The 11564-nt window shown below is 62.3% G+C and carries 16 protein-coding genes; 12 read left to right on the top strand and 4 right to left on the bottom strand.

The window, feature by feature from the left end; all coding sequences use genetic code 11:
* Positions 1-348 precede the first annotated feature (348 nt).
* On the bottom strand, positions 349-648 hold the full coding sequence (locus RCF34_RS22410; protein ID WP_064308223.1) for an addiction module antidote protein: 300 nt from the start codon (positions 646-648) through the stop codon (positions 349-351).
* Positions 645-947, bottom strand: a complete 303-nt coding sequence (locus RCF34_RS22405) for a type II toxin-antitoxin system RelE/ParE family toxin (RefSeq protein ID WP_064308222.1) — start codon at positions 945-947, stop codon at positions 645-647. Before RCF34_RS22405 ends, RCF34_RS22410 begins: the two co-directional genes overlap by 4 nt.
* 197 nt (positions 948-1144) lie before the next feature.
* On the opposite strand from RCF34_RS22405, the gene RCF34_RS22400 reads away from it, so the two are divergent.
* The 12 genes from RCF34_RS22400 (at position 1145) to RCF34_RS22345 (ending at position 9234) form a co-directional block, all read left to right on the top strand.
* Complete coding sequence (locus RCF34_RS22400) at positions 1145-1513, top strand: hypothetical protein (protein WP_257706795.1); 369 nt, start codon at positions 1145-1147, stop codon at positions 1511-1513.
* A 32-nt stretch (positions 1514-1545) separates the two neighbouring features.
* On the top strand, positions 1546-1863 hold the full coding sequence (locus tag RCF34_RS22395; RefSeq protein ID WP_308710137.1) for a theronine dehydrogenase: 318 nt from the start codon (positions 1546-1548) through the stop codon (positions 1861-1863).
* A gap of 55 nt (positions 1864-1918) precedes the next feature.
* Positions 1919-2137, top strand: a complete 219-nt coding sequence (locus RCF34_RS22390; RefSeq protein WP_064308220.1) for a hypothetical protein — start codon at positions 1919-1921, stop codon at positions 2135-2137.
* 59 nt (positions 2138-2196) lie between these two features.
* The gene (locus RCF34_RS22385; protein WP_308710136.1) at positions 2197-3288 is read left to right on the top strand and encodes a hypothetical protein; all 1092 of its coding nucleotides are present in this window, start codon (positions 2197-2199) and stop codon (positions 3286-3288) included.
* 142 nt (positions 3289-3430) lie between these two features.
* Positions 3431-3673 (top strand): hypothetical protein, encoded by a 243-nt coding sequence (locus tag RCF34_RS22380; protein ID WP_308710135.1) that lies wholly within the window; start codon positions 3431-3433, stop codon positions 3671-3673.
* Positions 3674-3724: 51 nt separating this feature from the next.
* On the top strand, positions 3725-5407 hold the full coding sequence (locus tag RCF34_RS22375; protein ID WP_308710134.1) for a DNA cytosine methyltransferase: 1683 nt from the start codon (positions 3725-3727) through the stop codon (positions 5405-5407).
* A gap of 82 nt (positions 5408-5489) precedes the next feature.
* Positions 5490-5702, top strand: coding sequence for a hypothetical protein (locus RCF34_RS22370; RefSeq protein WP_064308207.1), 213 nt, complete (start codon positions 5490-5492; stop codon positions 5700-5702).
* Positions 5703-6599: 897 nt separating this feature from the next.
* A complete protein-coding gene (locus RCF34_RS22365) occupies positions 6600-6992 on the top strand; it encodes a hypothetical protein (protein WP_064308205.1) in 393 nt (130 codons plus the stop codon).
* Between the two features lie 194 nt (positions 6993-7186).
* Positions 7187-8014, top strand: a complete 828-nt coding sequence (locus RCF34_RS22360) for a DUF932 domain-containing protein (protein WP_064308204.1) — start codon at positions 7187-7189, stop codon at positions 8012-8014.
* A 56-nt stretch (positions 8015-8070) separates the two neighbouring features.
* The gene (locus RCF34_RS22355) at positions 8071-8499 is read left to right on the top strand and encodes a hypothetical protein (protein ID WP_064308203.1); all 429 of its coding nucleotides are present in this window, start codon (positions 8071-8073) and stop codon (positions 8497-8499) included.
* An 18-nt stretch (positions 8500-8517) separates the two neighbouring features.
* Entirely contained in the window at positions 8518-8829 is a 312-nt protein-coding gene (locus RCF34_RS22350) for a TrfB-related DNA-binding protein (RefSeq protein ID WP_308710133.1), read from the top strand.
* Positions 8830-8841: 12 nt separating this feature from the next.
* A complete protein-coding gene (locus RCF34_RS22345; RefSeq protein ID WP_308710132.1) occupies positions 8842-9234 on the top strand; it encodes a DUF2513 domain-containing protein in 393 nt (130 codons plus the stop codon).
* A gap of 1010 nt (positions 9235-10244) precedes the next feature.
* Here the strand turns inward: RCF34_RS22345 and RCF34_RS22340 are convergent.
* Positions 10245-11042, bottom strand: coding sequence for a SprT-like domain-containing protein (locus RCF34_RS22340; protein WP_308710131.1), 798 nt, complete (start codon positions 11040-11042; stop codon positions 10245-10247).
* A 134-nt stretch (positions 11043-11176) separates the two neighbouring features.
* Positions 11177-11563: a hypothetical protein gene (locus RCF34_RS22335; protein WP_064308199.1), complete on the bottom strand. Its 387-nt coding sequence runs from the start codon at positions 11561-11563 to the stop codon at positions 11177-11179.
* Position 11564: the final 1 nt, after the last annotated feature.

Genomic DNA, 11564 nt, shown 5'->3' with positions numbered 1-11564 from the left:
AGGAAGCGGACGCCCCAATGGCCTATCCGCCGCCAGTCCTTGCCTGCAAGGGGCTTTCGCGGCATATCCTCGGTCGCGAGCGCCCTGCGGTATTCCACGACCCCTTGCACGCGGCCTGTCTCTGGATAGTCCGGGCTTACCGCGTCCTACCGAAGGCTGCCGAGCAGATCCTCCGAGCAGGGGGGTGACTCCATTCCCAAGAGCAAGGAGGCAACCGCTACGCGGCCGCTGCTGAAAAGCGTTTGTTTCCCGCGCCCAAACCTCGGCATTAAAGCAGATCGGCAAGAGCAGCAAACGGCAAGGGCCAAGCGCGTCGGTGTCTCGATTTTCTGCGCGTCAGGCCGCCCGTTAGTGTGCTGGAGTGATATGGACGCGGGCGGTCAGATCCAGGCCGACAGCCTGCATGACGGCCAACATGGTTTTCAGGGTCGGATTGCCGTTTTCTGAAAACGAGCGGTACAGGTTTTCACGGGACAAGCCCGATTCCTTGGCAATCTCACCCATCCCTTTGGCACGGGCGACAACGCCCAGGGCCTTGGCGATGTAGGCGGCGTCGCCAGTCTCGAAAGCGTCTTCCAGGAAGACAGCGATGGACGCCGGGTCCGTGAGGGCATCGGCGGGATCGTAGTCGAAAATTTTCTCTTTCATTCGTCATCACTCCACTGGCTGGCCAGTGCTTTGGCGGTCTCGATGTCCCGCGCTTGGCTGCTTTTGTCTCCACCACACAACAACAGGACCAGCTGGTCCCCGCGCTGCTGAAAATACACACGATAGCCGGGACCATGATGAATGCGGAGTTCGCTGATGCCCTGGCCGACTGGCTGGACATCACCGAGCAATCCGTTCGCAACCCGAAAGACCCGCGCAGCGATGATTGCTTTCGCCTGCTTGTCTTTCAGCTTACGTTCCCAGTTCCTGAAAGTGGCGGTTTGTTTAATCGTTTTCATGAGACAATTGTAGCTTATAAATCACAATCTAGCAAGATTCTCGCATGCGAGAAGTAAAATAAATGTCTATTCGGATTTTACTAATAGTTGACATGCGGGTGCCCATTTGCGATACTGAATCCGTCGAAGCAATACCGCCTCGGCAGCCTGGAACCAGCGGCGGCAACCGCTCCGGGCAGATCGCGAAGGAGAATTTCATGAGCGCCTACGTCGTCAGCCAAAGCCACATTTCCGCCATCGTCATGTTTGCTTGCGTCGGCAAGCCGGACGACGCCACTCGCCAGATCCTCACCAGCCAGGGCCAGCAGCTGCTGGACGAGAACATCCGCTCCGTGCAGCACCGTTACCCGCGTGAAACGCTCCAAGCCGAACGGTTCGAGCTGGACGAAACGGTCCGCAAGCCTTCGGCGGTGGAAGTCCTCAAGCTGATGAGCTGCCTTGAGTACCAGTCCGAGCAGAATCCTGATTACTACACCACCAGCGCCTTCCTCACGCTGCATGGCCTTCGCCTTTCGGCCATGAGCAAGCTCGCGGGATACGACCAGGCGAAGTGGGATCTCGATTGATGGCGTCCCCAGCCCAGCCGATAGCGCCGCTGATGTGGCGCTACTCGTTGCGGTGGTGCCTGCGGCACGTTCCGTGTCCGGGGGAATTTGAGCTGCTGGTGATCGAGGCCCCAGCCGGCGAGCGAATGCCAGAAGCGATGCGCGCCGCGTGGGAGTCTCGCCCAGTGGGTTACGGCGTCTGTCTCGATTTTCCCGGCACCGAAACCGGCAAGCGCTGGAGCGTGGAAGCCAAAGCGCGAGTAAGGCGAAAAAACCTAGCGCGGCGCATAGACAAGCAGGCACCGCTCTTCGCGGATGAGCTGATTGCCCGCGAGCTGGAGCAGCGCGCCGGGTACTTCAAAGGCGAATAACCACAAGCCGGATCAGCGGCGGCAACCGCCCGGCCTAGCGAAGGAGATCCCCCGAATGCCCCATTACCGCGTGGTCTGGGAAATTGACATCGACGTGGACGGCGACCACCTGGCCGCCGCCGAGGCCTGCGCCCTGGCCTACTTCAAATCGGAGATCGCAGCGGGTCAGCCTGGAAGCGCCTGCGTATTCGAGGTGACAGGCCCTGCCGATGGACCTGCGGTCATCGACCTGGCACCCAGCCTGAGTGAACTCGAAGGCGACGACACCCAGTAAACCACCCCCAGTGCCCGGATCAGCGGCGGCAACCGCCCGGGCACCGCGAAGGAGCATCCATGAACGCGATTAGCCGCGGCTGTCCGGTGGACGGCGCTCAGCCCGTATTGTCCCTGGACCAAATCGAAACCCTGCACACGGCGCTGGCTGGCCGGCTCCTGGCCGTATGCTTCGGATCCGGTGTGGATTCGACCGCCATGCTCGTTGCCTTGCACGCAGCGGGCCTGCGGCCCGACCTCATCACCTTTGCCGACACCGGCGCCGAGAAGCCGGAAACCCTGGCCCATGTCGAGGCGATGAATACTGTGCTGCGTGGCTGGGGATGGCCGACCGTCAGCGTCTGCCGGAAGGTGCCCAAGCCGACGACGGGTTACCAGGATCTCTACGGCAACTGTATGGCCAACGAGACCTTGCCCAGCCTCGCCTTTGGCATGAAATCCTGTTCGGTGAAGTGGAAGCAGGTGCCACAGGACCAGTTCATCAAAGGCGCTCGCTCCGGGCCGAACGCACGAGCCCCGCACCCGCTCTGGCAGCAGGCGACAGCAACCGGCCAACGGATCGTCAAGCTGATCGGCTACGACTGCGGAAGGGCTGACCTGCGACGCTCGCAGTGCCTCAAGCCAGCGGATGCCGACTTCGATTATGTCTATCCGCTGCAACTGATCCGTTGGGCTCGCCGCCATTGCGTGCGAGCCATCACCCAGGCCCTCGGCGCCGACCGGGTGCCGATCAAGTCGGCGTGCTTCTTCTGTCCCGCGTCCAAGCATTGGGAGCTGTACTGGCTGGCCGCCCATCATCCCCAATTGCTGGAGCGGGCCTTGCTTCTGGAGCGGCAGGCACTCACCGGCAAGCACAGCCGATTCGACGCGGTGGAGTTCGGCGCCTCATGGGAAGACCTGGTGCGAAATGCCGACAGCTTTCCCAGCACGACGACAACGGTAGGGCTGGGCCGTAGCTTCGCCTGGAATCAGTGGGCCAGGATCAATGGCGTGGTGGATGAAGCATTCAACGTGAAGCGCGGGGAGGGGGATCGAGCACGGTTCGCCAGGCTGTCCGACACCCTGCGAGATCCGGACAACGCGCTGGACTCCCGGTCGCAGGTGATCCCCACTGTGAGCATCGAGGTCGAGCAACTGGAACTATGGGCTTAAGATTATTAGTCAAAACGGATTTGACTTATAGTTGACTTTTGTTCAAGCCTTTGCGATACTGAATCCGTCGAAGCAATTCCGCTTCGACAGCCTGGAACCAGCGGCGGCAACCGCTCCGGGCACATTGCGAAGGAGATCCACCATGGCTACCGAAACCCACCTGATCTATTTCAGCGAAGCCGCGCAGCTTCGCGAATTCAACGGCTTCGCCGTTGAACCCTCCTTTCAGACCCGCCCAGGGCAAATCCCGTCTTCCGTGACCCTCTACACCGTCGTCGCGCTGCGCAACACGACCGGACAGCGCGAAGTCCTGGCCGAGTTCCCGCTGGAGCTGCACGCCGAGATTTTCCGCGACATGGCCAAGGCAACCGCCCGCGCCCTGTGACCCACAGCCTGCCCGGACCCTGCGTCCGGGCACCCGTGACGGAAGACGATCATGCTCACAAGATATGTGCTCAAGCACTTTCACTTCTGCTGTGGCATCGGAGGTGGCGCCAAAGGCTTCAACCAGAACAGGGAAGTGGTCGGCCACCTCCAGGCCGATTGGCGTTGCATCGGCGGGGTGGACGTGAACCCCGGCGCGCTGCGCGACTTCGGCCGCATTGCCGGCGTGCCTGGCACCCAAATGGACCTCTTCACCCGCGAGCAATACACCGACTTTCACGGCAAGGAACCTCCTGCCGAATGGCGGGAGGCGACACCGGCAGACATTCGGCGCGCAGCGGGCTTCCAAGATCCTGATGTGGTGTTCATCAGCAGCCCCTGCAAAGGTGCCTCCGGTCTATTGTCCGAGACCCTGAGCCAGACGCCGAAGTATCAGGCGCTCAACGAACTGACGCTGCGCTGTGTGTGGCTCATGTGCGAAGCCTGGCAACACAACCCGGTCAGCTTGATCGTGTTCGAGAACGTGCCGCGCCTGGCCACCCGAGGTCGTCACCTGCTTGACCAGATCGCCCAGGTACTGAGTTTCTTCGGCTACGCCGTGAACGAGACCACCCACGACTGCGGCGAGCTGGGCGGCCTGGCCCAGCACCGTAAACGCTTCCTGCTGGTGGCTCGCCACGTCGAGAAGGTGCCGCCGTTCCTCTACGAACCCGAAAAGCGAACGCTGCAATCTGTCGGCTCGCTGCTGGGCCGCATGCCATTGCCTGGCGACATCGAGCGCGCCGGTCCCATGCACCGTATTCCCGCGCTCCAATGGAAAACATGGGTCAGGCTCGCCCTGGTAGAGGCAGGCAAGGATTGGCGGAGCCTCGACCAGTTGGCCGTCGAAGATGGCCATCTGCGTGATTTCGTGATCGTGCCGGAAGCCTATTCGGGTTATCTCGGTGTGCGCGGCTGGGAGGATTCCGTGGGCACCATCGCTGGCCAGACAGGCCCCACCAACGGTGCATTCTCTGTCGCGGATCCACGCAGTCCCGCGAGCGCCGCCCAGTACCAGCAATATGGCGTACGGCGCTGGTCCGATCCGACCGGCGCCATCATCGGCATCAAGTCGCCAGGGCAGGGCACCTTTAGCGTCGCAGATCCTCGCGGCGCAGCTGGTGGCCACGGGAAGTACAACGTGACCCGCTGGACCGGCTCGGCCCGGACAGTGATCGCCGGCAGCACGACAGGGCAGGGCGCTTTCGCTGTTCAGGATCCGCGCACCGGCCTGCGCCGCGTGAAGGGCGACGCCTACCTCACAGGCGGCCACTACGGCGTCGTGCCGTGGGATAAGACAGCCGGAGCCGTCTCCGCCAGGGCGCGCCTCGACAACGGACGCTGGAGCGTTGCCGATCCGCGCATGCCGGCGGCCAGTGATCGACTGACCTGCGTTATCAGAAGCCTCGATGGCACCTGGCACCGACCGTTCACCACGCTGGAGAAGGCAGCGCTGCAAAGCCTGGTCGATCCGGAAGAACAACTCGAACTGGATGGCCTGAGCGATCAGGCATGGTGCGAGCGGATCGGTAACGCCGTCCCGCCGAAAGCTGCCGAGGCTATCGCCGGAGTCATGGCACAAACCCTTTTGCTGGCCAAGCAAGGGGAGACCTTCCTGCTCAGCAGCACGCCCGTATGGGTGCGCCCTATCGCTGTCAGCCTCTCGCTGGCCAGCGCCCATGAAAACGTAGCTTGACGACCGTGCCCCCGTGCGGGGCACACCACCAACCGGGACCCGACGGCGGCAACCGTCCCCGGGCACGCGAAGGAGAACGACCATGTTCCGCGACCTCACCTTGAGTAAAGCCCAACGCTCTAGCCTGGCCCTTCACGAAGCTGCACGGTTGGCCGAGCAACGCAAAGAATGGTATTCAGCAGCAGAGTTGTACGAGGGTGCTGCCTCCCTCTGCGCCGAGGATGGCGACGACTTGCTACGCCGCGCAGAGCAGTGCCGCTCGCTGTGCGGGGACGACGACGATAAGGACATTTAAGGATTCGACATGGACGACAGAAACGAGGGACGCGGCCAGCCCTACCAAGACGTTTTGGCCTGGCTGCGGACGGCTACCGTTGAGGAGATCCGAGGGGCCTTGGCGATATCGTGGGGCCTTAGCCGGGATGATCTCGAAAGGGGCATCCGGAGCATGATGAGGTCGGACCGCCCGACGCTGGCCAACGAGTTTCCGAAGCTGCGCTCGGCCTGAATCAGCCTTCAATCTGTGGCACCTCAGCCGTGGAGGATCCAGGGCTTTGCGTGCCCCCTCCGGGGGACGGCTGTCGTGAACCAAGCCCCGGCAAAGAGCGCGCCGGGTCTCGGCCCTGCGGGCTTCCATCCTCACGTCTCCGGCCCCTGGCCTGCGCGCTCCGCTTGCCGGTCGTTCCGGCCTACCCCTGTGCGGGCTCAGCTGCCATCGGCAGGAAGCGGACGCCCCAATGGCCTATCCGCCGCCAGTCCTTGCCTGCAAGGGGCTTTCGCGGCATATCCTCGGTCGCGAGCGCCCTGCGGTATTCCACGACCCCTTGCACGCGGCCTGTCTCTGGATAGTCCGGGCTTACCGCGTCCTACCGATGGCTGCCGAGCAGATCCTCCGAGCAGGGGGGTGACTCCATTCCCAAGAGCAAGGAGGCAACCGCTACGCGGTCGCTGCTGAAAAGCGTTTGTTTCCCGCGCCCAAACCTCGGCATTAAAGCAGATCGGCAGAGCGCGCAAGCTGCAACCTTGGAGTCCAAATTCTCGCGTGCGAGAAACATAATTAGTACAATCGGATTTGACTAATAGTTGACACAGAATCAGCCCTTTGCGATACTGAGTCTGTCGAAGCAATCCCGCTCGACAGCCTGGAACCAGCGGCGGCAACCGCTCCGGGCAAATCGCGAAGGAGATTCACATGACTATCACTGCCCAGGCTCCAATCAGCAGCGTCAGCAACTGGCTCACTGCCGGCGATCTCTTGGGATTCGCCCGGAAAATCTGGCCAGGAGTCAGCGGCATTGAGGCGCTGGAGCGCAGAGTAGAGGCTCTGTACGGCGCAGCTTGCGAGCGTTTCCCTACCTATGACGGGATGGTTCACCAAGCCTTTTGCTCCAGCATGAACGACGAGTTCGGCACAGACGAACATGCGGACGGGGTGGCACCCGCGTTCGAGTATGCCCGCGAGGCATACGGCTATATGTCTCCCAGGGAGGTTGAAGAACTACTGCAGGAAAACGCCGCTGTGGGCATTTGCTGCCACGGCCTGGACTTCGATTGCTGCCCGCGTGGTTGCGGCGATCTCGACTAAGGCAGTCGAAACCCAGTCAGACGAGGCCCGGGAAACCGGGTCTTTCTATATCTGATAAATGGTAAAATTGGATTTGACTAATAGTTGACTTAGGCGCGTCCTTTTGCGATACTAATCCCGTCGAAGCAATCCCGCTCGACAGCCTGGAACCAGCGGCGGCAACCGCTCCGGGCACATCGCGAAGGAGATTCACAATGCGTCTATCCAGCAACTTCCGTAACCCCTGCATGATCCGTGGTGATCGTCCGCTCTCGAATGAGGAAATCGCCACCGTGGCCCCCTCGATCTTTGCCGAGGAAGCGCACGAAAGCCGCTCCGATCGCTACCGCTACATTCCCACCGTTGACGTACTCGAAGCGCTCCGCGGCGAAGGGTTCATGCCGTTCATGGCTTGCCAGACCCGCGTCCGCAACAGCGGCAAGCGCGAGCACACCAAGCACATGATCCGCCTGCGCCACGCAAACACCATCGTGGCCAAGGAGGCGAACGAAATCATTCTGCTGAACAGCCACGACGGCACCAGCAGCTATCAGATGATGGGCGGCTGCTTCCGCTTCGTCTGCGCGAATGGCCTGGTACTGGGCGATGCGGCGATGGATCAGAAGGTCCGTCACAGCGGGCGCCATAACGTCATCGGCGAGGTCATCGAAGGCGCCTATGAAGTGCTGAATCAGTTCGCACTGATCGAGGATCAGCGCGAGACCATGAAGGAGGTCCAGCTGGGCGGCGACCTGCAGCACGCCTTCGCCGAAGCGGCCCTGGCCTACCGCTACGATCCCGCCGAGGGACCGGCGCCGGTCACTGCCAGCCAGCTGCTGGCCCCGCGTCGCCGCGAGGATGCAGCCAGCGACCTTTGGTCCACCTTCAACCGCGTACAGGAAAACACCATCAAGGGCGGGCTGCGAGGTCGCACCAAGCAAGGCCGCCGCGCCACTACCCGCGCCGTCACCGGCATTGATCAGGACGTGAAGCTCAACCGCGCCCTGTGGGTACTGGCCCAGCACCTGCGCCAAGCCGCGTAATCGCAACCGACCGGGCGCAGTGCGCCCGGTCTTCCTCATGTAGGGAGAGCGCCGCCATGCAAAAAGTTTTCTATGTACCCGGACAGACCGCCATCATCGACTACGCCCGCGAAATCGCGCCGAATGCGTGGGCCGCACGTTGCAGCTGGCTCATGCTGCAGGAGATCCGAGTGAGGCACCCAGGCGCGGTACTGGGCGACGAAGCGGAGTTCCTGCAGGCCCAGGAGAACGCCCACGGAACGCGACCGCAGCGTGTCACCGAATCGCGCTACGACTACGCGCTCAGCCGGGGCCAAGTGCTCGACTTCCACGCCGGCGACGCCGGCGACAGTTTCATCCTGCAGGGCCGAGAAATCGGCGACCTGGTGCGCGTGTACGCCCGTGCAAAAGGGCAATACTGGTCGTTTCTTGCCTTGCCCACCATCACCCATGCCGAGATATGGCAACGTATACGGCGAGATCAGCCGCGGCTGATCGATAACTGACCCCAAGGAACCGACTGAATGCAGCCGATTTACACCGAAGAGCAGTGGAAGGAGATCGCGCCCGTTTTCGCGTCCCGGCGCCTGGCCATCGCGACCGTCGAGATAGCCAAAGCCGTGCTGGTGGACGGCCAGCGGATTCAGGACGTGGCCACCGCCCGTGGCATTTCCCGGCAAAACGCGCATGCCGCCGTCAAGCGGGTGCGCTCGATCCTGGAAGAGCAGGGCGCGAGCGAACTCATTCCGGTTCTGGTGTGGCTGCCCCCCGAGCTGGCCGAGCAGGTCAGGGAGATGGCCAAGCCCTACCCGCAGCCCAAGGCGCCGAACGTCTAGGAGGATCTGACCATGCGCAGAGATATGGATTTGATTCGCGTGATCATGTTGAAACTGGAGGATTGGGACAAATCCCCCGGCGCCATAATCAGCTCGCCTCACATCGGGGAAGACTTTCCAATCGAAGGCTATACGCCTGAGCAAGTCGAGTATCACTACATGCTGATTGTCGAAAATCGATGGATTGATACCGGAGGATCCCGCCCCACGTTCGGATTTTTTTACTTCCGCGCTCTCACCGGCGAAGGCCACGATTTCGTTGATTCGGTCAGAGACGAGGAGGTATGGGCAATGACCCGAGACGGCGCGAAAAAAGCTGGTGCCTTCACACTGGAGCTTTTGGGTCAGTTGGCGAAGGGTTTCGCGAAGAAGCAGATCGAAAAACACACCGGCATTGAGCTGTAAGGCTTCAACGCCAGCAATCACGTTGCAACGCCTGCGATCCTGGCCCCGCTTCCGGGCGTGCCCCCTTCGGGGGTCGGCTGTCGTGAACCAAGCCCCGGCAAAGAGCGCGCCGGGTCTTGGCCCTTCGGGCTTCCATCCTCACGCCTCCGGCCTTCGGCCTGCGCGCTCCGCTTGCTTTCTATCGTACGGCACACGGAATCCGTTGTTTGCAGGATGATCCACCTCACCACCAGGGATACCAGGTGACGCCACCAGTTGGCCCGGGCAGATCGGCGCCGCTGCGTGAAATCGAGGGTGGCCAGCCTCGCCCAGGGGCTCGGATCTCACGCTGCGCGCCGGCCTGACCAGCTGCCGCTGACCAGGCCCGGGCAGATCGGCGCCGCTGCGCGAGATCGAGGGTGGCCAGCCTCGCCCAGGGCTCGGATCTCACGCTGCGCGCCGGGCTGGCCAGCTGCTGCTGACCAGGCCCGGGCAGATAGGCGCCGCTGCGCGAAATCGAGGATGGCCAGCCTCGCCCAGGGGCTCGGATCTCACGCTGCGCGCCAGGCTGGCCAGCAGCTGCTGACCAGGCCCGGGCAGATCAGCGCCGCTGCGCAAGATCGAGGGTGGCCAGCCTCGCCCAGGGGCTCGGATCTCACTCGACTTGGGCGTTTTCTATCGTACGGCACAGGAAATCATCCATTTTCCGGCCTCACGGCCGGATCGACTCTCTCGCATTCCCGAGTAATCAAGTGCGATAGCGGCTACCCCTGGCGGGCCAGTCGCTGCAGCGGCTCCAATCGAGCATCGAGGCCTGGCCGAGGAAATCGCCCTGCCGTTGCCCACCGCCCAGGCGATGGAGCGCGCCTGGCCCGTGGACAACGGCACCGCTCGCTACTGGCCCTTGCTGGGGCCTCGCTCACTGGCCGATTTTTTCCGTGGAGCCGCTGCAGCGGAGAAGAAGCCTTCGGCGACCAAGGGCTGCACCCTTGGATCCGCACGGCGAAAGATTCTGACGGCGGACGCGCGTTTCAGTCGTCCGCGTCCGGCTGATCGTCATCGTCGAGGGGCACTTCAACCAACTCGCTGGGTTCGACAAACCGGACTTCGCATTCGACACACTGCAGCTTCCCACTCAGTCCCGGTTTTCCCCACACATTCAGGTGGCAGCTCGGGCAGGTGTATTTGCGCTTGTTCTTCGGATCCTCGGGCCTGGAAGACGGTTGGATCAGGCCGGCAGTCGTGAGCGCCGGAATATCAATCGTCGGGTCTTCTGGCTGGGGCACAGGCTCGCCGCCTGGACCAAAGAGCTGGGTTGCCGACATGGGGACGCGCTGGGTGACGACATCGATCCACGACAGCATCGCCCCGCTTTCAATCAGCTCATCACAGGCCAAATCGAAGGGGCCGCCCTCGATGATGTAGTGCGTCATCTGCTGGCCGCAACGGCGACCACCAGGTTCACCCGTGTCGGACGGCATGAGCCCGATGGACTCCATTTTGTCCGCCCACTCGGCATTGTGATATCCGCCGCGAGAGCGTTTACCGAAGTGGGCCTGCCACTGGTGAACTTGCTCATGCACCAGTGTGGAGAGCGTTTTCTTGATGCTGCGATGGGCGAAATACGCGCAGTTGAGCGCGATCTCATCGCTCTTGCCGGTGCCGTTTCGGCGCAGAAAGCGAGATTCCGAGTAGTACCCGAATGTGTTCGCCTTGCGCTGCAGCGTGAAGATGCAGCCTGGCAGCTTTCCGTCATACAGCCGCTCATTGAACCAGTCATAGGCCGCTTCGATTTCGTCGTACAGCAGCTGACTTGCCGTGCCGGCCATGGGGCCTCCTTTCTCGCATGCGAGAACCACCCGGGTTGAATACTCATGCGCGGGAGGTAGGGTGAACGATACAGTTTGGTGTCTGTATCGTACGATACAGACACACACGAAAAAAGGGGGTGGATCCCCCTACTTCAACCCAAGTATCCGCCACGCACGGCAATGAACATCAGGGCCGCGCCCAGCGCTGCGCCTACGGCCAGCAACAGCGCCGAGAAGCCAACGGCGCGGCGCTCGGCCTGTGCCGTGACCAGGCTAGCCGTGCTGCGGTTGATCTCGTTGCCGATCCTTGCCGCCGCCTCGCGCCCGGCCTGTACCAGGGCATTGCGCTGCTCGCTCATCATCGACTCGAAGTTCATCTGCGACTGCAAAAGGGCCTTGCCGGCGGCGTCTCGAACAGCCTGGCTGATCTTCTCTGCCAACGCGGCATCGACTTCCTCAAGCCGACGCACGATGACATCGAAGTCATCCATCATCTGCCCGAGCATCGCCTCCCGGGCCGTGGTCGGATCCTTGGCCATG

The organism is Pseudomonas sp. 102515 (genome assembly GCF_031085165.1).
GTDB lineage: Bacteria > Pseudomonadota > Gammaproteobacteria > Pseudomonadales > Pseudomonadaceae > Chryseomonas.
Note: the sequence above shows the minus strand (reverse complement) of the source record. Positions and strands in the feature narration are given on the sequence as shown.

Coding starts and splice junctions, on each gene's coding strand:
- RCF34_RS22410 (WP_064308223.1), bottom strand. CDS start 648: ATGAAAGAGAAAATTTTCGACTACGATCCCGCCGATGCCCTCACGGAC.
- RCF34_RS22405 (WP_064308222.1), bottom strand. CDS start 947: ATGAAAACGATTAAACAAACCGCCACTTTCAGGAACTGGGAACGTAAG.
- RCF34_RS22400 (WP_257706795.1), top strand. CDS start 1,145: ATGAGCGCCTACGTCGTCAGCCAAAGCCACATTTCCGCCATCGTCATG.
- RCF34_RS22395 (WP_308710137.1), top strand. CDS start 1,546: ATGTGGCGCTACTCGTTGCGGTGGTGCCTGCGGCACGTTCCGTGTCCG.
- RCF34_RS22390 (WP_064308220.1), top strand. CDS start 1,919: ATGCCCCATTACCGCGTGGTCTGGGAAATTGACATCGACGTGGACGGC.
- RCF34_RS22385 (WP_308710136.1), top strand. CDS start 2,197: ATGAACGCGATTAGCCGCGGCTGTCCGGTGGACGGCGCTCAGCCCGTA.
- RCF34_RS22380 (WP_308710135.1), top strand. CDS start 3,431: ATGGCTACCGAAACCCACCTGATCTATTTCAGCGAAGCCGCGCAGCTT.
- RCF34_RS22375 (WP_308710134.1), top strand. CDS start 3,725: ATGCTCACAAGATATGTGCTCAAGCACTTTCACTTCTGCTGTGGCATC.
- RCF34_RS22370 (WP_064308207.1), top strand. CDS start 5,490: ATGTTCCGCGACCTCACCTTGAGTAAAGCCCAACGCTCTAGCCTGGCC.
- RCF34_RS22365 (WP_064308205.1), top strand. CDS start 6,600: ATGACTATCACTGCCCAGGCTCCAATCAGCAGCGTCAGCAACTGGCTC.
- RCF34_RS22360 (WP_064308204.1), top strand. CDS start 7,187: ATGCGTCTATCCAGCAACTTCCGTAACCCCTGCATGATCCGTGGTGAT.
- RCF34_RS22355 (WP_064308203.1), top strand. CDS start 8,071: ATGCAAAAAGTTTTCTATGTACCCGGACAGACCGCCATCATCGACTAC.
- RCF34_RS22350 (WP_308710133.1), top strand. CDS start 8,518: ATGCAGCCGATTTACACCGAAGAGCAGTGGAAGGAGATCGCGCCCGTT.
- RCF34_RS22345 (WP_308710132.1), top strand. CDS start 8,842: ATGCGCAGAGATATGGATTTGATTCGCGTGATCATGTTGAAACTGGAG.
- RCF34_RS22340 (WP_308710131.1), bottom strand. CDS start 11,042: ATGGCCGGCACGGCAAGTCAGCTGCTGTACGACGAAATCGAAGCGGCC.
- RCF34_RS22335 (WP_064308199.1), bottom strand. CDS start 11,563: ATGGCCAAGGATCCGACCACGGCCCGGGAGGCGATGCTCGGGCAGATG.